The 19,910-nt window shown below is 74.9% G+C and carries 18 protein-coding genes; 13 read left to right on the top strand and 5 right to left on the bottom strand.

All coding sequences use genetic code 11. From position 1 onward, the window contains the following. The first annotated feature begins 11 nt into the window (after window positions 1-11). The 10 genes from ACFXHB_RS09070 (at window position 12) to ACFXHB_RS09025 (ending at window position 10,114) form a co-directional block, all read left to right on the top strand. Window positions 12-1,424, top strand: a complete 1,413-nt coding sequence (locus ACFXHB_RS09070) for an L-fuconate dehydratase (protein ID WP_380573197.1) — start codon at window positions 12-14, stop codon at window positions 1,422-1,424. After that, window positions 1,421-2,182 (top strand): SDR family NAD(P)-dependent oxidoreductase, encoded by a 762-nt coding sequence (locus ACFXHB_RS09065; RefSeq protein ID WP_380573196.1) that lies wholly within the window; start codon window positions 1,421-1,423, stop codon window positions 2,180-2,182. Before ACFXHB_RS09070 ends, ACFXHB_RS09065 begins: the two co-directional genes overlap by 4 nt. Continuing rightward, complete coding sequence (locus ACFXHB_RS09060; protein WP_380573195.1) at window positions 2,179-3,177, top strand: aldo/keto reductase; 999 nt, start codon at window positions 2,179-2,181, stop codon at window positions 3,175-3,177. The genes ACFXHB_RS09065 and ACFXHB_RS09060 overlap by 4 nt, the downstream gene beginning before the upstream one ends. Then, window positions 3,177-3,917, top strand: a complete 741-nt coding sequence (locus ACFXHB_RS09055) for a (Fe-S)-binding protein (RefSeq protein WP_380573194.1) — start codon at window positions 3,177-3,179, stop codon at window positions 3,915-3,917. The genes ACFXHB_RS09060 and ACFXHB_RS09055 overlap by 1 nt, the downstream gene beginning before the upstream one ends. Beyond that, a complete protein-coding gene (locus tag ACFXHB_RS09050) occupies window positions 3,914-5,362 on the top strand; it encodes a LutB/LldF family L-lactate oxidation iron-sulfur protein (RefSeq protein WP_380573193.1) in 1,449 nt (482 codons plus the stop codon). Before ACFXHB_RS09055 ends, ACFXHB_RS09050 begins: the two co-directional genes overlap by 4 nt. Next, a complete protein-coding gene (locus ACFXHB_RS09045) occupies window positions 5,359-6,015 on the top strand; it encodes a lactate utilization protein C (RefSeq protein ID WP_380573191.1) in 657 nt (218 codons plus the stop codon). Before ACFXHB_RS09050 ends, ACFXHB_RS09045 begins: the two co-directional genes overlap by 4 nt. Then, a complete protein-coding gene (locus ACFXHB_RS09040) occupies window positions 6,012-6,323 on the top strand; it encodes an L-rhamnose mutarotase (protein WP_380573190.1) in 312 nt (103 codons plus the stop codon). Before ACFXHB_RS09045 ends, ACFXHB_RS09040 begins: the two co-directional genes overlap by 4 nt. After that, window positions 6,320-7,201 (top strand): amidohydrolase family protein, encoded by an 882-nt coding sequence (locus ACFXHB_RS09035; protein WP_380573189.1) that lies wholly within the window; start codon window positions 6,320-6,322, stop codon window positions 7,199-7,201. Before ACFXHB_RS09040 ends, ACFXHB_RS09035 begins: the two co-directional genes overlap by 4 nt. A 125-nt stretch (window positions 7,202-7,326) precedes the next feature. Then, a complete protein-coding gene (locus tag ACFXHB_RS09030) occupies window positions 7,327-8,022 on the top strand; it encodes a FadR/GntR family transcriptional regulator (RefSeq protein WP_380573188.1) in 696 nt (231 codons plus the stop codon). A 343-nt stretch (window positions 8,023-8,365) separates the two neighbouring features. Then, on the top strand, window positions 8,366-10,114 hold the full coding sequence (locus ACFXHB_RS09025) for a carbohydrate binding domain-containing protein (protein ID WP_380573187.1): 1,749 nt from the start codon (window positions 8,366-8,368) through the stop codon (window positions 10,112-10,114). A gap of 132 nt (window positions 10,115-10,246) precedes the next feature. Here the strand turns inward: ACFXHB_RS09025 and ACFXHB_RS09020 are convergent, their stop codons facing one another. Further along, on the bottom strand, window positions 10,247-11,077 hold the full coding sequence (locus ACFXHB_RS09020; protein WP_380573186.1) for a serine hydrolase: 831 nt from the start codon (window positions 11,075-11,077) through the stop codon (window positions 10,247-10,249). Window positions 11,078-11,411: 334 nt separating this feature from the next. On the opposite strand from ACFXHB_RS09020, the gene ACFXHB_RS09015 reads away from it, so the two are divergent. Both ACFXHB_RS09015 and ACFXHB_RS09010 read left to right on the top strand, forming a co-directional pair. Further along, a complete protein-coding gene (locus tag ACFXHB_RS09015; RefSeq protein ID WP_380573185.1) occupies window positions 11,412-11,804 on the top strand; it encodes a BlaI/MecI/CopY family transcriptional regulator in 393 nt (130 codons plus the stop codon). Next, window positions 11,801-12,745 (top strand): M48 family metalloprotease, encoded by a 945-nt coding sequence (locus tag ACFXHB_RS09010; RefSeq protein WP_380573184.1) that lies wholly within the window; start codon window positions 11,801-11,803, stop codon window positions 12,743-12,745. The genes ACFXHB_RS09015 and ACFXHB_RS09010 overlap by 4 nt, the downstream gene beginning before the upstream one ends. A 730-nt stretch (window positions 12,746-13,475) precedes the next feature. Here the strand turns inward: ACFXHB_RS09010 and ACFXHB_RS09005 are convergent. The 4 genes from ACFXHB_RS09005 to ACFXHB_RS08990 are packed head-to-tail and all read right to left on the bottom strand — an operon-like array spanning window position 13,476 to window position 18,500. After that, a complete protein-coding gene (locus tag ACFXHB_RS09005; RefSeq protein WP_380573183.1) occupies window positions 13,476-15,083 on the bottom strand; it encodes an ABC transporter ATP-binding protein in 1,608 nt (535 codons plus the stop codon). Next, window positions 15,080-15,946: an ABC transporter permease gene (locus ACFXHB_RS09000; RefSeq protein WP_380573182.1), complete on the bottom strand. Its 867-nt coding sequence runs from the start codon at window positions 15,944-15,946 to the stop codon at window positions 15,080-15,082. Before ACFXHB_RS09000 ends, ACFXHB_RS09005 begins: the two co-directional genes overlap by 4 nt. Then, window positions 15,943-16,956 (bottom strand): ABC transporter permease, encoded by a 1,014-nt coding sequence (locus ACFXHB_RS08995; protein WP_380573181.1) that lies wholly within the window; start codon window positions 16,954-16,956, stop codon window positions 15,943-15,945. The genes ACFXHB_RS09000 and ACFXHB_RS08995 overlap by 4 nt, the downstream gene beginning before the upstream one ends. Further along, window positions 16,941-18,500, bottom strand: coding sequence for an ABC transporter substrate-binding protein (locus tag ACFXHB_RS08990; RefSeq protein WP_380573180.1), 1,560 nt, complete (start codon window positions 18,498-18,500; stop codon window positions 16,941-16,943). The genes ACFXHB_RS08995 and ACFXHB_RS08990 overlap by 16 nt, the downstream gene beginning before the upstream one ends. Before the next feature lie 372 nt (window positions 18,501-18,872). Between ACFXHB_RS08990 and ACFXHB_RS08985 the strand changes: the two genes are divergently transcribed. Next, window positions 18,873-19,862: a TauD/TfdA family dioxygenase gene (locus tag ACFXHB_RS08985; protein ID WP_380573179.1), complete on the top strand. Its 990-nt coding sequence runs from the start codon at window positions 18,873-18,875 to the stop codon at window positions 19,860-19,862. Window positions 19,863-19,910: the final 48 nt, after the last annotated feature.

Below are 19,910 nucleotides of genomic sequence, written 5' to 3'. Positions count from 1 at the left end.
AAGGCACCGAGTTGTCCGCGACCACGGCACGGATCACCGCCGTCGACACCTACGACATCCGCTTCCCCACCTCGCGGGACCTGGACGGGTCCGACGCGATGAACCCCGACCCCGACTACTCCGCCGCCTACGTCGTCCTGCGCACCCGCGCGGGCGGTGACGAGGGCCACGGCTTCGCCTTCACCATCGGGCGCGGCAACGACGTCCAGGTCGCCGCGATCGACGCGCTGCGCGCCCACGTCCTCGGACGGTCCGTCACCGAGCTGTGCGAGGACCCCGGTTCCCTCTACCGTGACCTCGTCGGCGACAGCCAACTGCGCTGGCTCGGCCCCGAGAAGGGCGTGATGCACATGGCCGTCGGCGCCGTCGTCAACGCGGTGTGGGACCTCGCCGCCAAGCGCGCGGGCAAGCCGCTGTGGCGGCTGCTGGCCGACGCCGACCCGGCGTGGCTGGTCTCCCAGGTCGACTTCCGCTACCTCACGGACGCGCTCACCCCGGACGAGGCGCTGGAACTGCTGCGAAGAGGCAGGCAGGGCGGCCCCGACCGGGCGGCCGAGCTGCTGCGCCGCGGCTACCCCGCCTACACCACCTCGCCCGGCTGGCTCGGCTACAGCGACGAGAAGCTCACCCGACTCGCCGAGCGGGCGGTCGCCGACGGCTTCACCCAGATCAAACTGAAGGTCGGCGCCGACCTCGCGGACGACGTCCGCCGCTGCCGCGCCGCCCGCGCGGCCGTCGGCCCGGACATCCGGCTGGCGATCGACGCCAACCAGCGCTGGGACGTCGGCGAGGCGATCGAATGGACCAACGCCCTCGCCGAGTTCGACCCGTACTGGATCGAGGAGCCCACCAGCCCGGACGACGTGCTCGGCCACGCCGCCATCCGGCGGGGGGTCCACCCGATCAAGGTCGCCACCGGCGAGCACGTGCCGAACCGGATCGTCTTCAAGCAGCTGCTCCAGGCCGGCGCCGTCGACGTCCTGCAACTGGACTCCGCCCGGGTGGCCGGCGTCAACGAGAACCTGGCGATCCTGCTGCTCGCCGCCAAGTTCGGCGTCCCGGTCTGCCCGCACGCCGGCGGGGTGGGCCTGTGCGAACTCGTCCAGCACCTGTCGATGTTCGACTACGTCGGGCTGTCCGGCACGGTCGAGGACCGCGTCATCGAGTTCGTCGACCACCTCCACCAGCACTTCCTCGATCCGGTGGTGATCGACCGCGGCCACTACCGGGCGCCCACCGCGCCCGGGTTCTCCGCGACCATGCACCAGTCCGCCATCGACACCTACCGCTACCCGAACGGCGCGTTCTGGGCGGCCGATCCGACGACGCACCCGGCTGCTCCGACGCACCCGGCCGACGTGAAGGACACCCCGACGGCCCCGATCGCCCCGACCGCCCCGACCGCCCCGGAGGACCGGGGATGACCGCCGACCTCGACGGGTTCACCGCCCTGGTCACCGGCGGTGCCTCCGGCATCGGCCTGGCCACCGCCCGACTGCTCGCCGAGCGCGGCGCGGACGTCGCCGTCCTCGACCGCGACCCGAGCGGGCTCCGCGGCCCGCTGCGCGGCTTCACCGCGGACGTCGCCGACGACCGCTCGGTGCGCCCGGCCGTCCGGGCGGCGGCCGAAGCGCTCGGCGGGATCGACATCCTGGTCAACAACGCCGGCATCGGCGCCACCGGAACGGTGGAGGACAACCCCGACGAGCAGTGGCACCGCGTCCTGGACGTCAATGTGCTCGGCATCGTCCGCACCACCCGCGCCGCCCTGCCGTACCTGCGCCGCTCGCCCGACGCCTCCGTGGTCAACACCTGCTCCATCGTCGCCACCACCGGCCTTCCCGGGCGCGCGCTCTACGCGGCGAGCAAGGGCGCCGTCCTCTCGCTCACCCTGGCGATGGCCGCCGACCACGTCCGGGAGGGCATCCGGGTCAACTGCGTCAACCCGGGGACGGTGGACACCCCGTGGGTCGCCCGCCTGCTGGACGCCGCCGACGACCCGGCGGCCGAACGCGCCGCGCTGAACGGCCGTCAGCCGACCGGGCGCCTGGTGACCGCCCGGGAGGTGGCCGCCGCCATCGCCTATCTCGCCTCCCCGGCGGCCGCGAGCGTCACCGGCACCGCCCTGGCGGTCGACGGCGGCATGGCCGGCCTGCGACCACGACCGGAGCCACGCCCGTGACGCCGCGCCACCGCCCCCTCGGCCGCTCTCCGGTCCGGGTCACCGAACTCGCCTTCGGCGCCGCCGGTATCGGCAACCTGTTCACCCCGGTCACCGACGCGCGGGCCGCCGAGGCGGTCGCCGCCGCCTGGGAGTCCGGCGTCCGGTACTTCGACACCGCCCCGCACTACGGCCTGGGCCTGTCCGAGCGCCGGCTCGGCGACGCGCTGCGCGCCCTGCCCCGGGACGAGTACACCCTGTCCACGAAGGTCGGACGACTGCTGGAGCCGGCCCCCGCCGCCGGCGGCGACGACCTGGCCAACGGCTTCGCGGTGCCCGCCCGCCACCGCCGGCGCTGGGACTTCAGCGCCCGGGGAGTGCGCCGGTCCATCGAGGACAGCCTGCGCAGGCTCGGCCTGGACCGGATCGACATCGCCTACCTGCACGACCCCGACGACCACCTCGACCAGGCGCTCGGCGAGGCCTACCCCGAACTGGAACGCCTGCGCGCCGAGGGCGTCCTGGGGGCGATCGGGGTCGGCATGAACCAGGCCGACCCGCTGGTCCGTTTCCTCCGTGAGACGGATCTCGACGCGGTCCTGCTGGCGGGCCGGTACAGCCTGCTCGACCAGCGCGGACTGGCCGACCTGCTGCCACTGGCCCAGCGGCGCGGCGTCGGCGTCGTGATCGGGGGAGTGTTCAACTCGGGCCTGCTCGCCGACCCGCGCCCCGGCGCGACCTTCGACTACACCGAGGCCCCCGCCGACCTGCTCGCCCGCGCGACCGAGCTCAAGGCCGTCTGCGAGCGGTACGGCGTGCCGTTGCGGGCCGCCGCCCTGCGGTTCCCGTTCGGGCACCCGGCCGTCGCGAGCGTCCTGGTCGGCACCCGGGACGCCGTCGAGGTCCGGGACGCCGCCGCCCTGCTCCACCACCCCGTACCGGCCGCGCTCTGGGCAGACCTCAAGGAGCGTGGTCTCCTGCCCGCGGACGTCCCGACCCCTCCGGAGCCGAGCTGATGCGCATCGCCCTGTTCATCACCTGCGTCACCGACACGCTCTTCCCGGACACCGGCCGCGCCGTGCTGACCGTGCTCGAACGCCTCGGGCACACCGTCGAGTTCCCGTCGGAGCAGAGCTGCTGCGGGCAGCCGCACTTCAACACCGGCTACCGCCCCGAGGCCGTCCCCCTGGTGGCCCGCTTCGCGCGGGCCTTCGCCGGGTACGACGCGGTGGTCACCCCCTCCGCCTCCTGCGCCGCCATGGTGCGCGACAACCACCCGCTGCTGGCCGGGGAGTACGGCGGCGCCGAGCTCCAGCGGCGGGTCGCCGAGGTGGTCCCCCGGGTCCACGAGTTCACCGAACTGCTGACCGACGTGCTCGGGGTCACCGACGTCGGGGCCCGCTTCCCGCACCGCGTCGCCTACCATCCCACCTGCCACTCGCTGCGCGGCCTGCGCCTCGGGGACCGCCCCGGCCGCCTGCTGCGCGCGGTCGAGGACATCGAGCTGGTCGACCTCCCCGCCGCCGACTCCTGCTGCGGCTTCGGCGGCACCTTCGCCGTCAAGAACGCCGCCACCTCCGCCGCGATGCTCGCCGACAAGAACGCCGCGGTGCTCGACAGCGGCGCCGAGGTGCTGTGCGCCGCCGACAACTCCTGTCTGACGCACATCGGTGGCGGACTGTCCCGGCAGGGTGCCGCGGTGCGGACCCTGCACCTGGCCGAGATCCTCGCCGCCACCGAAGGAGGCACCCGGTGAACGGGCGGGGCGTGGTGTGGCTGGGCTCGCCGTCCTTCCCCGACGCCGCCCGCGAGGCCCTCGCCGACACCCAGCTGCGCGCCAACCTGAGACGGGCCACCACCACCATCCGCGACAAGCGGCTCGCGGTCGCCGCCGAACTGGACGACTGGGAACACCTGCGGGACGCGGCCGCCGCGATCAAGAACCGCACCTCGCGCCACCTGGACCGCTACCTGGTGCGCCTGGAGGAGTCCGTCACCGCGGCGGGCGGTACCGTGCACTGGGCCGCGGACGCGGCCGAGGCCAACCGGATCGTCACCGGGCTGGTCCGGGCCACCGGCGAGCGGACGGTGGTGAAGGTCAAGTCGATGGCGACCCAGGAGATCGGCCTCAACGAGGCCCTCGCCGAGGCCGGCATCACCGCCTACGAGACCGATCTCGCCGAGCTGATCGTGCAGTTGGGCGACGACCGGCCCTCGCACATCCTCGTCCCGGCGATCCACCGCAACCGCACCGAGATCCGCGACCTGTTCGTGGCCGAGATGGGCCGTTGGGGCAGGCCCGCCCCCGAGGGACTCGGCGACGACCCGCGCGAGCTCGCCGAAGCCGCCCGGCTGCACCTGCGGAGCAGGTTCCTCGGTGCCAAGGTGGCCGTCTCCGGAGCCAACTTCGCCGTCGCCGACACCGGTACGGTCGTCGTCGTGGAGTCCGAGGGCAACGGCCGGATGTGCCTGACCCTGCCCGAGACCCTGATCACCGTGATGGGCATCGAGAAGGTCGTCCCCACCTGGTCCGACCTGGAGGTCTTCCTCCAACTGCTGCCGCGCTCCGCCACCGGCGAGCGGATGAACCCCTACACCTCCGCCTGGACCGGCACCACCGAGGGCGACGGCCCGCGCGCCTTCCACCTGGTGCTGCTCGACAACGGTCGCACCGACACCCTCGCCGACGAGGTCGGCCGGCAGGTGCTCGGCTGCATCCGCTGCTCGGCCTGCCTCAACGTCTGCCCGGTCTTCGAGCGGACCGGGGGGCACGCCTACGGCTCGGTCTACCCCGGACCGATCGGGGCCGTCCTCACCCCGCAGCTGGTCGGCATCGAACAGGCGGCCTCCCTGCCGTTCGCCTCCACCCTCTGCGGGGCCTGCTACGACGCCTGCCCGGTGAAGATCGACATCCCGCGGGTCCTGGCGCACCTGCGTGCCCGTGCGGTCGAGGCCGGGCGCGGTCCGCTGAACCCGGAGGCCCTGGCCATGAAGGCCGCGGCCAGGGTCCTCGACTCGCCGCGGCTGCTCTCCGCGGCCCAGCGGGCCGCCGCCGCGGGGGGCCGGCTGCTGGCCCGGGACGGGCGCATCGGCCGGTTGCCCGGCCCGCTGCGCGGCTGGTCCGACTCCCGCGACACCCCCGTGCCGCCCGCCGAGTCCTTCCGCGCCTGGTGGCGCGAGAACCGGGAAGGTGAACGATGAGCAGCCGCGAAGCGGTCCTCGGCCGCATCCGGGCGGCCCTCGCCGACGTCCCCGCCGCCGAGACCCCGGACGACGTCCCCGTACCGCGCGCCTACCGCCGCGGCCGCACCGCACCGGGCGAGGACACCGTCGCCCTGTTCGCCGAGCGCGTCGCCGACTACCGGGCCACCGTCACCCGGACCGACCGGGCGGGCCTGCCGTCCGCCATCGGCGCCGCCCTCACCGCCCGGGCCGCCGTCCGCCTGGCGCTGCCCGCCGGCTTCCCCGCCGAGCTGCTGCCGCCCGGCGACCGGGAGTGGCACGAGGAACCTCTGGACACCGCCGCGTTGGACGCCCTGGACGGCGCCGTCACCCTCGCCGCCGCTGGCATCGCCGTCACCGGGACCATCGTGCTGGACGCCGGTCCCGGCCAGGGCCGCCGCGCCCTCACCCTGATCCCCGACTACCACCTGTGCGTCATCGGGGCCGGACAGATCGCCGACGACGTCCCCGACGCCCTCGCCCGGCTCGACCCGACCCGGCCGCTGACCTTCGTCTCGGGCCCGTCCGCCACCAGCGACATCGAACTCGACCGGGTCGAGGGCGTGCACGGCCCCCGGGTCCTGGACGTCATCATCGTCGACGCCACCCGACCCGACCCGGAGCCGTCATGAGGATCGCCCTGCACACGCGGGTCCGCGAGGACCGGATCGAGGAGTACGAGGCCGCGCACCGCGCGGTGCCGGCCGAACTCACCGCCGCCATCCGTGCCGCCGGCGTCACCTCCTGGACCATCTGGCGCAGCGGCCGCGAGCTGTTCCACCTGCTCGAATGCGAGGACTACGGCCAGCTGCTCGCCGAACTGGAACGGCTCCCGGTCAACGTCGCCTGGCAGGCGCGGATGGGCCAACTCCTCGACGTCGCGCACGACTACACCGAGGACGGCGCCGCGGCCGGGCTCGCCGCGGTGTGGGAGCTGTGACCGGCCCCGGGATCATCGACGCGCACCACCACCTCTGGGACCTCACGGCGCGGCCGCAGCCCTGGATCACCGGCGCGGCCCTCGCGCCGCTCGCCCGCTCCTTCGGCGTCGACGAGTTCACCTCCCGGGCCCGCGCCGCCGGCGTGACCGCGACCGTGGTCGTCCAGACCGTCTGCGTCCCCGGGGAGACCCCCGAACTGCTGGCCCTCGCCGCCGGCGACGGCCTGATCGCCGGCGTGGTCGGCTGGACCGACCTCACCGCCCCCGAAGTCGCCGAGGCGCTCGCCGCCCTGCGCGAACAGCCCGGCGGGGAGCGGCTGGTGGGCATCCGCCACCAGGTCCAGGAGGAACCCGACCCCGGGTGGCTGCTCCGCCCCGAGGTGCGGCGCGGGCTGCGCGCGGTCGCCGGGGCGGGCCTCGCCTACGACCTCGTGGTCACGGCGCGCCAACTGCCCGCCGCCACCGCCGCGGCGGCCGGCCTCCCCGGCCTGACGTTCGTCCTCGACCACCTCGGCAAGCCGCCGGTCGCCACCGGGGCACTCGAACCCTGGGCGGGGGAGCTGCGCCGGCTGGCGGCCCTGCCCAACACGGTGGGCAAGCTCTCCGGTCTGGTCACCGAGGCCGCGTCCGGCCGGTGGACGGCCGAGGACCTCCGGCCGTACGCCGAGACCGCCCTCGACGCCTTCGGCCCGCGGCGCCTCCTCTTCGGCTCCGACTGGCCGGTGTGCACCCTGCGGGCCGGCTACCCGGAGGTCGTCCGGACCGCCGGTCAACTCCTGGACGGGCTCGGCCCGGACGAGCGGGACGCGGTGCTGCGCCGCAACGCGCTCCGGGTGTACGGCCTCGGCGTCCCCGCTCCGGGCGGCCGGCCGGCCTGAGCCGACGGCCGTGCGCGGACACCCGGTACCTGCCGGTCGGGCCCGGCCCTCGGCGGCGAACGGGGCCTCGGCCCAGGGGGGCGAGCTGATTATGCTGTGAAGATCAGGAACAGGGAGGCAACACCGTGCCAGTCACCGACGAGGCGATCGAGAAGATCAAGGCCATGATCGTCAGCGGTGAGCTGCGCCCCGGCTCCCGCCTGCCCAAGGAGGCCGATCTCGCCGAGCGGCTCGGCCTGTCGCGCAACTCGCTGCGTGAGGCGGTCAAGGCACTCTCGCTGATCAGGGTGCTGGACGTGCGCCAGGGCGACGGCACCTACGTGACCAGCCTGGAACCCCACCTGCTGCTGGACGCGCTCGGCTTCGTCCTCGACTTCCACCAGGACGACACGGTGCTGGAGTTCCTGGAGGTCCGCCGGATCCTGGAGCCCGCCGCCGCGGCGATGGCCGCCCGGGTGATGCCCGAGGAGAACATCGCCGCGCTCGGCGAGGTCCTGGCGGCGCTGCGCGACGACGCGACCCTCGACGAGCTGATCGACAACGACGTCGAGTTCCACCGAAGAATCGCGGCGGGCTCGGGCAACACCGTGCTCTGCTCGCTCATCGACGGGCTGTCCGGCCCGACCACCCGGGCCCGGATCTGGCGCGGCCTCACCGAGGAGGGCGCGGTCCCCCGGACCCGGGAGCAGCACCGCGCCATCTTCGACGCCATCGCCGCCCGCCGCCCCGACCTCGCGCACGCCTGGGCCACGATCCACGTGGCCGGGGTCGAGCAGTGGCTGCGCGACACCCTCGGCACCGCCGGGTCCGAGCTCGGCTGACACTTCGGCCGTCATCGCTCCGGGCCCCGGCCGTCGGCGCGTCGATTTCCGGCCGTCATCGCGTCGGGCCCGTTCCGCCCGCCCGGCGTCCTCGTCCGGCCACCCCGGACCGCAGACTCTCGACGGGCCGTCAGGGCCCCTCCGGGTGCGGGAGTCCCGTGCCTCGCGCCCGTCCGGACGGGGCATGCCGCTCGCAATTGGTCCAGACCTATTGACTGGCCCCGCCGCCCCTTCTACGATCCGGACCGGCACAGCCCCACATGTCCCCACCTCACCCAGAGCCGGGCGTCACGCCCCCACGCGTCGGTCATGTTCATGACGCTCGGCGGGAAGGGAGCACAGCATGTTCCGTCGGAGGTCCCGTACGCCACGCCTGTCGGGCGAGGTCAGCCCCAGTCCCGAGCCAGGCCGCGCCGGCGGCGAGCCGCTCGGAGCCGCCCGCGCGCAGCGGGCGACCGTGGAACGCGCCGTCCGGGCCCACCGGTCCGGCCGTGCCGAACGCGGCCCGGCCGCCCTGCGGCGCACCGTCGCCGGGGTGAGCGCCGCCGCCCTGATCGGTGCCGGCATCGCCGCCGTCGGAGCCGTCACGGCCGGAGCCGCCGTCCCCAACCTGGTGGCCAACCCCGGTTTCGAGAGCGGACTCTCCGACTGGACGTGTTCCGGCGGCTCCGGCGCGGTCGTCGCCAGTCCGGTGCACGCCGGGTCCGGCGCGCTCAAGGCCACGCCGACCGGCCAGGACACCGCCCAGTGCGCCCAGACCATCAGCGTGCAGCCCAACTCCCAGTACTCGCTGAGCGCCTACGTCCAGGGCAGCTACGTCTACCTGGGCGCCACCGGCACCGGCATCACCGGCACCACGTCCACCTGGACGGCGAGCAGCCCGGCGTACAGCCAGCTCAACGTCGCCTTCAGCACCGGGGCGAACACCACCTCGGTGACGGTCTACCTGCACGGGTGGTACGGGCAGCCCGCGTTCTACGCGGACGACGTGGCACTGGCCGGGCCCGGCGGCACCAGCCCCTCGCCGACCACCGCGCCGCCCACCACGACACCGCCGACCACGACACCGCCGACCACCACCCCGCCCACGACCACCCCGCCCACGACCACCCCGCCGACCACCACGCCGCCGGGTGACACCTGCCCCACGAAGCCCAAGCCGGCGGGCAAGGTCCTGCAGGGCTACTGGGAGAACTGGGACGGCGCCGCGAACGGCGTCCACCCCGGCATGGGCTGGGTGCCCATCACGGACAGCCGGATCGCCGCGCACGGCTACAACGTCATCAACGCCGCCTTCCCGGTGATCCTCTCGGACGGCACCGTGCTGTGGCAGGACGGCATGGACGCCGGCGTCAAGGTCTCCACCCCGGCCGAGATGTGCCAGGCGAAGGCGGCCGGGGCGACCCTGCTGATGTCGATCGGTGGCGCCGCCGCCGGCATCGACCTCAGCTCCAGCACCGTCGCCGACAAGTTCGTGGCGACCGTCGTCCCGATCCTCAAGAAGTACAACTTCGACGGCATCGACATCGACATCGAGACCGGGCTGTCCGGCAGCGGCAGCATCAGCACGCTGTCCGCCTCCCAGTCCAACCTGATCCGCATCATCGACGGCGTGCTGGCCCAGATGCCGGCCGGCTTCGGCCTGACGATGGCCCCCGAGACCGCGTACGTCACCGGCGGAAGCGTCACCTACGGGTCGATCTGGGGTTCCTACCTGCCGATCATCAAGAAGTACGTCGACAACGGCCGCCTGTGGTGGCTGAACATGCAGTACTACAACGGCAGCATGTACGGCTGCTCCGGCGACTCCTACCAGGCCGGTACCGTCCAGGGCTTCACGGCGCAGACCACCTGCCTGAACAACGGTCTGGTCATCCAGGGCACCACGATCAAGGTGCCGTACGACAAGCAGGTGCCCGGTCTGCCGGCCCAGCCCGGCGCGGGCGGCGGCTACATGGCGCCGAGCCTGGTGAGCCAGTCGTGGAACGCCTTCGGCGGTGCGCTGAAGGGGCTCATGACGTGGTCGGCCAACTGGGACGGCTCGAAGGGCTGGACCTTCGGCGACAACGTCAAGTCCCTCCAGGGGCGCTGACGCCCGGCTGACTCCCGCCGGCCCCGGTGCCCCGTTCGGCGCCGGGGCCGGTCACCGACCGGTACCGCCGGGGAACGCGGTCGCCGCGGCCGGCTCCGGGCGCGCGGACCCGGTGGGCGGCCGGCCGGTCGGTCAGTGGGAGGTGCCCGGCGCCAGGGAGTGCCGCCGGGCCCAGTAGCCGGCGGAGATCCGGGCCAGCAGTCGGGCGGCCGGGTCGTCGACCGCGTTCCCGCCGGCCAGCGGGCCGGAGTAGCAGACCGCGATGCCGTAGGGCGGCGCGTCCGCCGGGTAGACGATGCCCGCGCTGTGCCGGACACCGGGGAGCCAGCCGTTCTTGAAGGCGATCCGGGTACCGGGTGGCAGGCCGGCGGCGAGGTCGACCCGGTGCGCGTTGGCGGCCAGCACGTCGAGCGGCTCCGGCGGCAGCAGGCGCAGCAGCCGGGCCAGGTCGGCGGCCGTCACCAGGTTGGTGAGGCCCGCCGCCTGGGCGCCGGCGTCGTCGATGCCGCGGCCGGTGACGCTGCACCGGGCCCGGGCCAGGTGCCAGACCTCGGCGACGGCGTCCAGCCCGACGTGGGCGAGGCACAGGTTGGTGGCCAGGTTCGACGAGTGGACGATCATGCGTTCGGACAGCCACCGCAGGGTCCGTTCCGTCCCCAGCGCCTGCCAGGGGCCGGCGTCGTCGTCCCGCTCCCGCAGGACGCCGAACCGGGGCCCGTAGGCGGCCGAGGCGAACGAGTTGTGCACCGGTACCGGGGCGTCGAGATCCAGTCCGCTGCGGTGCAGTGCCGCGAGGACGGCCACCTTCATGGTGCTGGCCGCGAGGTGGACGGTGTCGGGGTTCAGCGCCCGGACCGGCGCCGCGCCGAGCCTGGCGACGTGCACCGACAGCACACTCCGGCCCGAGGGCAGGCCCACGGCGGAGGGCACCTGGCCCGCTCGCGGCGGCATTTCCTCCAGCACTGCCACTCCTTCGTTCCGCGCTCCCGGCAGGTGCCCAGTGAGCCACTGGCCGTGGGTGCGCGGCAGGGCGCACCCACGGCGCACCGGATCACCGGCCGGGCCGCGCGCGCCCTGCGCACCGGCGGGGGAGCGCCGGGTCCGCGGGGAGGGCGTCGTGCCGGCCCGGCCGCGCGGCGTGGGACGAGGGGCGGCACGCCCGACCAGTACAGTGAGCTGAGGCATACCTTACGAACATCCGATCGGACCGCCCGCGTTCGCGCGGCCGAACCCGGTGGGGCAGAGGCATCGCCGGGTTCGCTGCACGCCTATCCGGGGGCGCGGCAGGGAGCGGGAGATGGTGGACGGGAGCCGGGACGACAGCCGGGATCCGAGACGGCCGCACGGCGAGCTGGTCGCGGACGTGCTGGCCGTGCTGTGGGCGGCCGACCGGCCGTTGACGGCGCAGGAGGTCAACGAGGCGCTCGACCGGGGACTGGCCCGGACGACGGTGGCGACGGTCCTGAGCCGGTTGCACGAGAACGGGACGCTGGAGCGCAGCCGTCCCGGGCGGGGCTTCGCCTACGCGCCGGTCGCCGACGCCGCCGGACTGGTGGCCGGCCGGATGCGCCGGGAGCTGGAGAGCGACCCGCGGCGCGAGCTGGTGCTGAAGCGGTTCGTGTCGGCGCTCTCCGAAGGAGACGAGGAGGTGCTGCGGCGCCTCCTGAGGGAATCCGAGGACCGCGAATGACCGTCTTCCTGGCCCTGGTCGTCCTGGCGACGGCGGCCCCGTGGGCGGCGACGGCGGCCGCCCGCCGGCTGGCCGCGCTGCTGCCGCCGCGCGAGGCGTGCGTGGCGCTGACCGGTGCGGCCGTCCTGCTGGCGGGCGGGACGGTGGCAGCCCTGGTCGCGCTGTTCCACGTGCCGTTCCTCGCCGCCCTGGAGCGGATCCCGCTGTCGCGCGTGCTGACCGAGTGGCCGGCCGCCGTGCCGCTGTCCTGCGTCGCCGGGGTGCTGCTGCTGCTCCAGGCCGTGGTGCTGGTGCGCCGGTGGCTCGATCACCGCGCGCTGCTGGCACGGGCCTGGGCGGCGACCCGGGACGGGGTGGCCGACGGCGATGTGCTGGTGGTGCCCGGAGAGGACGCGGAGGCGTTCGCCCTGCCGGGCTTCCGCCGCCGCCGCGGCCGGGTCGTGGTGACCACCGGCATGGTGCGGGCGCTCGGTCCGGCGGAGCGCGAGGTGCTCCTCGCGCACGAGCGGGCCCACCTGGCGGGCCACCACCACCTGCTGTCCGCGGTCACCGACCTCGCCGCCGGGGTGCACCCGGCACTGCGGGGCCTGCGGGAGGCGTTGCCGTTCCACCTGGAGCGGTGGGCGGACGAGGCCGCGGCCCGCTCGGTGGGTGACCGGCGGCTGGCGGCGACGGCGATCGCGCGGGCGGCGCTGGCCGGGTCGGCCACCGCACGGGCGGGCGGCGGCCGCAACCCGCTCCCGTCGGTGAGCGCCGGACCGGTGCCGCGGCGGGTCGAGGCGCTGCTCGGGGCGGTGCCGGTCCGGCCGCGCGGGCGGGCGCGGCGGGTCGGCGCGGTCTGTCTGACGGCGGTGACGGCGGTGACGCTGGTGAGCCTGGGGCTGGCGTACGGGCTGCACGAGTACGTGGAGTACGCGGCGGCGGCGGTCCGGGGACGCTGAGGGGGACGGTGGTCAGGGGCGGTGCGGCGCGGCGGGGGAGCGGGCCCGGTCGCCGGGGCGACGGACGACATCGATGTAGACCGATGGCGCCGGCCCGGCTATGGTGGGCTCGGTTCACCTTGCAGCGCGGCGCCGTGCTCGGCGCGGCGGGCGAGCGGGTCCTGCGGTCCTCACTTGTGACCGGCGTTCGGCAGCGTGGCATGGCGTCGGTGGTTCCCGGGACCCCCGCCGGAGGTGGTGCGGCCCTCCCCCAGTGATTGGATGCGACGTGTACGACAGGAGGAAGGGATCGTCGAGTCCCTTCGAGCAGACCGTGCACCTCCTGTCGGCGGCCGGCCGGGCGGCCGACTCCCTGCTCGCGGAGCGCCTGGAGTTCCGCGGGATGAGCCCGGCCCACCTGACCGCCCTCTCCACCCTGGCCCGGTTGGGGCCGCACGCCCGCCCCGACCTCGTCGACCGGATCGGCGGGGCCGGTGACGACGACACCGCGCGGACGATCGACGAGCTGCTGGCCGCGGGCCTGGTGCAGTCCCTGTTCGTCCAGGTCGGCGGGCGGCACGAAGTCCTCACACTCACCTCGGCCGGGCAGGTCGCGCTGGAGATCCTGCACAGTGACGCGTCGGCCGTGCAGGACGAGCTGCTGGCCTCGCTGACCCGCGGCGAGCGCATCCAGCTGAACTCCCTGCTGCGGCGGGTCTGCGCGACCGCGGCCCGCGGCGGCGCGGCGCGCTCAGCTCCGCGCCGGACCGACGACTGGGTGCTGACCCGCGAGCGCCGCAGGGACTGGGCCGTCGAGCGCGAGGACGGCGTCGGCGTGGCCGGCGACCAGCGGCAGGTCGTGGCTGACGAGGACGACGGCGAGGCCCCGGTCGCTTCGTAGCCCGGCCAGCAGCGCCATGATGCCGGCGGCGGTCCCGGTGTCGAGCGCCGAGGTGACCTCGTCGCACAGCAGGACATCGGGTTCGGCGGCCAGCGCCCGGGCCACCGAGACGCGTTGGCGTTGCCCGCCGGAGAGCTCGTGCGGGTACCGGGCGGCGTGGGCGGCGGGCAGCCCGACCGAGCCGAGCAGCTCCGCGACGCGTTCGTCGCACCGCGCCGCGGGCAGCCCGAAGTGCAGCTTCAGGGGCCGGGCGAGGGCGGCGCCGACGGTGTGGGCGGGGTTGAGGGCGCCGAGGGGGTTCTGCGGGACGACCTGGATACGGCGGCGCTGGTCGCGGCTGCGCCGCAGGTGGGAGTCGCGGAGGGGTTCGCCGTCGAGGGCGACGGTGCCGCCGCTGGCCCGGTGGAGGCCGGCCAGGGTGCGGACCAGGGTGGTCTTCCCGCAGCCGGAGGGACCGGTGATGCCGGTCAGGGTGCCGGGGCGGAGGTCGAGGTCGACGCCGGACAGGACCTGGCGCCGGGCGCGTCCGGTACCGGTGTGGGCGACCAGCGCGCGGACCGTCAGCACGGGGCTCCCGCCGTCGGCGCGGGCCGCCGGGGTACCGCCGGGGGTGGCGTCCCGGCGCGGGCCGACCGCTGCCGCGGGGGGCGCGGCCGGGGTGCCGGGACGGCCGGCGGGACGCAGGTCGAGGGTGTCGTCGGCGCAGCGGGCGACGAACGCCGGGTCGTGGCTGGAGAAGACGACGGCGAGGTGGTCGCGGGCCGCGATGTCGCGCAGCAGGTCGGCTATGTCGTCGCGCAGGGCGGGGTCGAGGCCGGCGGTGGGTTCGTCGAGGAGGAGGATGTCGGGGCGCCGGGCGAGGGCGCGGGCGAGCGCGACGCGGCGCTGCTGTCCGCCGGACAGCGCGGCGGCGCGGCGGCGTTCGAGCTGCTCGTCGGTGGGGAGGCGGACCTGGCGCAGCAGGTCGGGCAGGGCGGTGCGACCGCGGTCGGCGGCGGTCTCGGTGATGAGTCGGCCGATCCGCATCCGCGGGTTGAGGCCGGAGCCCGGGTCCTGCCCGACGAAGGCGAGCCGGTGGCGGCGCAGCTCCCGCAGGCGGTCGGGCGGGAGGGCGAGGACGTCGTGGCCCAGGACGTCGACGCCGCCGGTGGTGACCCGCGCGCCCGGGGGGAGCGCGCCGACCAGGGCGTGCAGCAGGGTGGTCTTGCCCGCCCCGGAGGGGCCGGTGACGGCGTGGACGCGGCCGGGCCGGAGCGTGAGCGAGGCGTCCGCGAGCAGCGGGGTGTCGTGCAGGGCGATCGACAGGCCGCTCACCCGGGCGGCGACGGGGGAGGAACCGGCCGCGGTGGTGTCCTCGGTACGGTCGTCGGGCGAGGGCGAGGGCGAGGGCGAGGGCGAGGGCGAGGGCGAGGGCGAGGGCGAGGCCACGGCGCGGTCGTCGGGCGAGGTGGTGCTCACAGCGCGGTCTCCGGGGTGGTCCGGGCGGGGGCGAGGGCGTCGGCGGCGAGGTTGACGCTGACCGCGAGCAGGCCGATGGCCAGGCAGGGCGCGGCGACGGCCCAGGGGTTCAGCATGATGCCGGCGGCGTTCTCACGGATCATCAGGGCCCAGTCGGCTTCCGGTGGTTGGGGACCGAGCTGGAGGAAGGCCGCGACCGAGACGACGTAGACGCCCTCGACGAAGCGCAGCCCGAACAGGGCGAGCACGGTGGCGCGCAGGTTGGGCAGCACCTCGCGGGCGGCCAGGTACCAGAGGCGCTCACCGCCGGCGGCCGCGGCCTCGACGTAGCCGGTGGCGGCGATGGGCGCGGCGGCCGCGGCGACGATGCGCACGGCGTAGGGGATGCCGAGGACGGTGGCCGCGGCGGCCACCGGCAGGCGTCCGTCGACGGGCCAGGCCAGGGCGACGAGCATGATGCCGAGGACCGGGGGCAGCAGGATGGCGAGGTCGGCGGCGCGCTCGACGAGCCGGCCCAGGCGCGGCCGGAGCGCGGCGAGGACGCCGATGACGACGGCGGCGCCGGTGACGACCACGGCGACCCCGAGCGCGGTGGCGATCAGCGGCGCGCCGCCGTGCAGCAGGCGGCTGAGGACGTCCCGGCCGAGCTGGTCACCGCCGAGGGCGGCGGCGTCGTCGGGGGCGGCGTAGGGTGCGGTGACCGGTTGGTCGACGGCGTGCGGGGCGAGCAGCGGGCCGGTCAGGGCGAGCAGCACCAACAGGCCGGCGGGCGCGGCGCGCAGGGCGGCGCGGCGGCGCCGGCCGGTGGCGCGGGGCGGGCCCGCCGCGGGGCGGGGGGCGGGGGCGGTGGGGGCGCTGGTCACGGACGGGCTCCCAGGACGCGGTCGCGGATCAGGTCGGCGAGCAGGAGCAGCGTGCTGATGGCGGCTCCGGTGGCGGCGACGACGCCGGCGACCAGGGGGGTGTCGCGGTCGGCGATCGCGCCGGCGAGGACGGCGCCGATCCCGGGGTAGTTGAAGAGGGTCTCGACGACGACGGCGCCGCCCAGCAGCATGCCGGCGGAGGTGGCGACGGCGACCGCGACGGCGGGCAGGGCGCCGGGAAGCATGTGGTGGGTGAGGACGCGTCGGCGCGGCAGACCGTCGAGGACGGCGGCGCGTACGTGCGGCAGGGCGGCCTGGTCGGCGAGCGCGCCGCGCACGATCCGGGTGTTCCAGCCGATCTGCGGGATCGCCAGGGCGAGGGCGGGCAGCACGAGCATGTCCCAGGAGGCGGGGGCGCCGTCCGCCCCGGTGAGGGTGACGGCGGGCAGCCAGCCGGTCCACTGGGAGAGCACCAGCAGCAGGCCGATGGAGAGGACGAACTCGGGGACGGCGAAGGCGGCGGTGGCGAGCACGGCGACGGCACGGTCGGCGCGGCCGCCGGGGCGCAGCGCCGTCCAGCAGCCGAGGGCGAGCGCGCCGAGGATGCTCGCCGCGAGCGCCAGGCCGCCCAGCAGCAGGGTGTTGGGGAAGGGGCCGGACAGCACGGCGGTGACGGGCTGTCCGTGGGCGGTGGTGCCGAGGTCGCCGGTGGGCAGGCCGCTCATCCAGTCCCAGAACCGCACGGCGAGCGGGCGGTCGAGGCCCAGCGCGGCGCGGCGCGCGGCCATGTCGGCCGCGGTCTCGCCGCGTTCGGAGGTGGCGTTGGCCGCGTCCCCGGGGAGCAGGGCGACCGCGGCGAAGACGGCGGCCAGTAGGAGGCCCAGCAGGACCAGGCGCTTGGCGATCAGCCGCGCGGCCCGCCCGAGAGCGGCCGGCGGCGCGGCGTCGGCGGACGCCGGGGGCGCCGGGGCGCCCCCGGCTGTCGGGGTGTCACTCAACGCGCCAGCCACGTCTTTTCGAGCTGGACGCGGCCGTAGCCAGGGAGCTTGGGCAGGTTGCGGACGGCGGAGCCGGCCAGGTCGATGCCGTCGGCCATGCCCCAGAGCAGGTAGCCGGACTTGGCGAACTCGATCTCCTGGAGCTGGTGCAGCACCTTGCCGCGCTCGGTGGCGTCCGCGGTGCCGATGGCCTTGCGGTAGAGCTCGTCGAACGCGGGCTCCTGCCAGCCGGCCTCGTTCTGGCCGGCGTCGGAGAGCATCGTCTTGGAGGCGAAGAACACCACCGAGTCGTTGGTGCCCCAGTAGGTGGTGTAGAGCGGGGCCTTGAGCCAGGTGGCGTCCCAGAAGATCTTGGAGTCCTGCTTGACCACGTTGATCTTCACGCCGGCCTCGCGGACCTGGGTCGCGAACAGGGTCGCGGACTCCGCCAGGCCCGCGATGTCCTCGGTGGTGACCAGGTCGTACGTCCTGGCGGTGTCGAACCCGGCGTCGGCGAGCAGCTGCTTGGCCTTCGCGAGGTCGCGCTTGCGCTGGGGGATGTCCTTGGCGAACGCGGGGTCGCCGGTACCGAGGATGTCGTTGCCGACGGAGCCGTAGCCCGACAGCACCTGCTTGACCATGGCGTCGCGGTCGACGGCCAGGCGCAGCGCCTCACGGACCCGGACGTCGGCGAACGGGCCGTCGGCGGTGCGCATGACGATCGGCATCGCCATGTCGTTGCCGCGGCGCAGGATCTGGACGTCCTTGCGGGCCTCGGCGGTACGGGCGGCGACGGCGCCGACGTTGGAGGCGACGTCGATCTGACCGGCCAGCAGCGCGTTGGCCATGGCCTGCGGGCTCTCGAAGATCCGCACCTCGACGGCGTCCAGCGGGGGCTTGCCGCCGTACCAGTCGTCGTTGCGGACCAGGCGGGCGTTGCCGTCGCGGTACCAGTCGAGCTTGAAGGGGCCGGTGCCGGGCGCGCCGGCGAGGGCGTCGTCCTTGGTGTCCTTCTTCAGCACGAAGGTGGTGAGCCGGGTCTGCAGCGGCAGGTCGGCGTTGGGGTAGTCGGAGACCAGGACGACGGTCTTCGCGTCCTCGGCCCTGATGCCCTCGGGCTGGATGCCGGGCAGGCGGCTCTTGCCGGCGGGGGTGTTGCGCAGGCGCTGGAGCGACCAGACCACGTCGTCGGCGGTGACCGGGGTGCCGTCGTGGAACTTCGCGCCGTCGACGAGGGTGAAGCGCCAGGTCTTCAGGTCCTCGGAGGGCTTCCAGGAGGCGGCCAGCCGCGGGGCGGTGTTCGTGGTGTCCCCGGGGACGGCCAGGGTGTCGTAGAGCAGACTGATGATCAGGTAGTCGCTCTCGTTGGCCTGGGTGCCGTGCGGGTCACGGGTGACGGCGGACGCCTTGCCGAGCGCGCCGATCTTCAGGGTGCCACCGGTGCGGGGCTGTTCGGAGACCGTGCCGGTCGACGCGGTGTCCTTGGACCCGCCCGTGCCGCTGCTGCAGGCGGCGAGCGTACCGGCCACCCCGAAACCGGCACCGGCCCACAGCAGCTGTCGTCTGGTGACGCCCACGTTCGTTCCTCGATTCCGGGTTGAGCTTGATGTGCTTAGGGTTACCTATCCTAAGTTCTGAGGCTTTCGCAAGCCGCGCGACGGGGCGCACATGAGATCCGGCCATGCTCGGGATCTCGTCAACCAAGGCGCTGACCTGGGGTGTTGACGCAGTGCGCCGGGTGTACGCACCGATGGAACTGAGACTACGTAAATGTAGACAATCATACGAGTGAGGGTTGCCTTACCTCACAGTCGTTGTTACGTTCCTGGTGTCCGGCAGCCCGAGCCGCGCCGGACCGACGCCACTCGCGTTTCTCCCGTCACCCCCCTCAAGCCGGTGCGGCGATGCCGCATGCCCGCGCTCCTCCTGCCTGCCCGGAAGGTGCCACCGTGCCCACCTGCCCCGCCCCGGTACGCCGCCTCGACACCGAGGCCGCCGCGGAACTCACCGCCACCGCGGCCACGTTGCTGGCCCTGCACGGTTCCTCGACCAGCCCCGCCCTGCTGGCCGACCTGCCCGCGCGGTGCGCCGGGCTCAGCGAGCCGCTGCGCCACGCGCTGCGCCCGGTCGACACCGCCGACGGACTCTTCGTGCTCCGCGGCCTGGACGTCGACGACCCGCGGCTGGGCCCGACCCCGGGTCACTGGTCCAGCGTCGGCGACGCCGGCGCGCTGTACGACGTGGTGCTGCTGCTCGTCTCCACGCTGATGGGCACCCCGATCGCCTGGGACGGCCAGCAGGACGGCCGGTTCGTGCACAACATCATCCCGTCGCCCGGCCACGAGAGCGAGCAGACCGGCGCCTCCAGCTCGGTCCTGCTCACCCCGCACACCGAGGACGCCTTCCACCCCGGCCGGGCCCACCTGCTGCTGCTCTGCTGCCTGCGCAACCACGACGGGATCGCCACCACGGCGGCCAGCGTGCGCCTGACCGACCTCGCCGGGGACGACCTCGCCCGGCTGAAGCGCCCCGTCGCGCCGATCCTGCCCGACGACGCCTACGAGCAGGCCCGGCACTTCGCCGGCCGGCCCGCGCCGGTGCCCACCCTCTTCGACTCGCCCGAGGGCCTGACCATGCGGTACGACCCCGCCTACACCCCGCTGGAGGAGACCGACGAGGCGTGGCGCGAGGCCTACGGCCACCTCGGCGAGGAACTGGCCCGCGTCTCGGTCGCCGTCGCACTGGAGCCGGGGGACGTCCTGGTCGTCGACAACGACATCGTCGTCCACGGCCGGGTCCCGTTCCGGGCCCGCTACGACGGCACCGACCGCTGGCTCAAGCGCGCCTCCGTCCGCGTCGAGGGCCGGCCCACCCGGCCGCTCGCCGAGCACGACGAGCACGGCTACGGCCAGGCCGCCCTCACCGCCTGGGCCGCCTGACCCGACGCGGCCGCCCGAACCGGGCCGCCCGGGCCCTCCGGCCCCGCC

Origin of the sequence: Kitasatospora sp. NPDC059327, from assembly GCF_042752535.1 — a bacterium.
In the GTDB taxonomy this organism is placed as follows: Bacteria; Actinomycetota; Actinomycetes; order Streptomycetales; family Streptomycetaceae; genus Kitasatospora.
The sequence above is the reverse complement of the archived record's forward strand: the minus strand, read 5'-3'. Positions and strand labels throughout refer to the sequence as shown.

What these genes read in the sequence shown, in the direction of transcription:
- ACFXHB_RS09065 (WP_380573196.1), top strand. Translation starts at nt 1,421, where the DNA reads ATGACCGCCGACCTCGACGGGTTCACCGCCCTGGTCACCGGCGGTGCC.
- ACFXHB_RS09055 (WP_380573194.1), top strand. Translation starts at nt 3,177, where the DNA reads ATGCGCATCGCCCTGTTCATCACCTGCGTCACCGACACGCTCTTCCCG.
- ACFXHB_RS09045 (WP_380573191.1), top strand. Translation starts at nt 5,359, where the DNA reads ATGAGCAGCCGCGAAGCGGTCCTCGGCCGCATCCGGGCGGCCCTCGCC.
- ACFXHB_RS09040 (WP_380573190.1), top strand. Translation starts at nt 6,012, where the DNA reads ATGAGGATCGCCCTGCACACGCGGGTCCGCGAGGACCGGATCGAGGAG.
- ACFXHB_RS09025 (WP_380573187.1), top strand. Translation starts at nt 8,366, where the DNA reads ATGTTCCGTCGGAGGTCCCGTACGCCACGCCTGTCGGGCGAGGTCAGC.
- ACFXHB_RS09015 (WP_380573185.1), top strand. Translation starts at nt 11,412, where the DNA reads ATGGTGGACGGGAGCCGGGACGACAGCCGGGATCCGAGACGGCCGCAC.
- ACFXHB_RS09010 (WP_380573184.1), top strand. Translation starts at nt 11,801, where the DNA reads ATGACCGTCTTCCTGGCCCTGGTCGTCCTGGCGACGGCGGCCCCGTGG.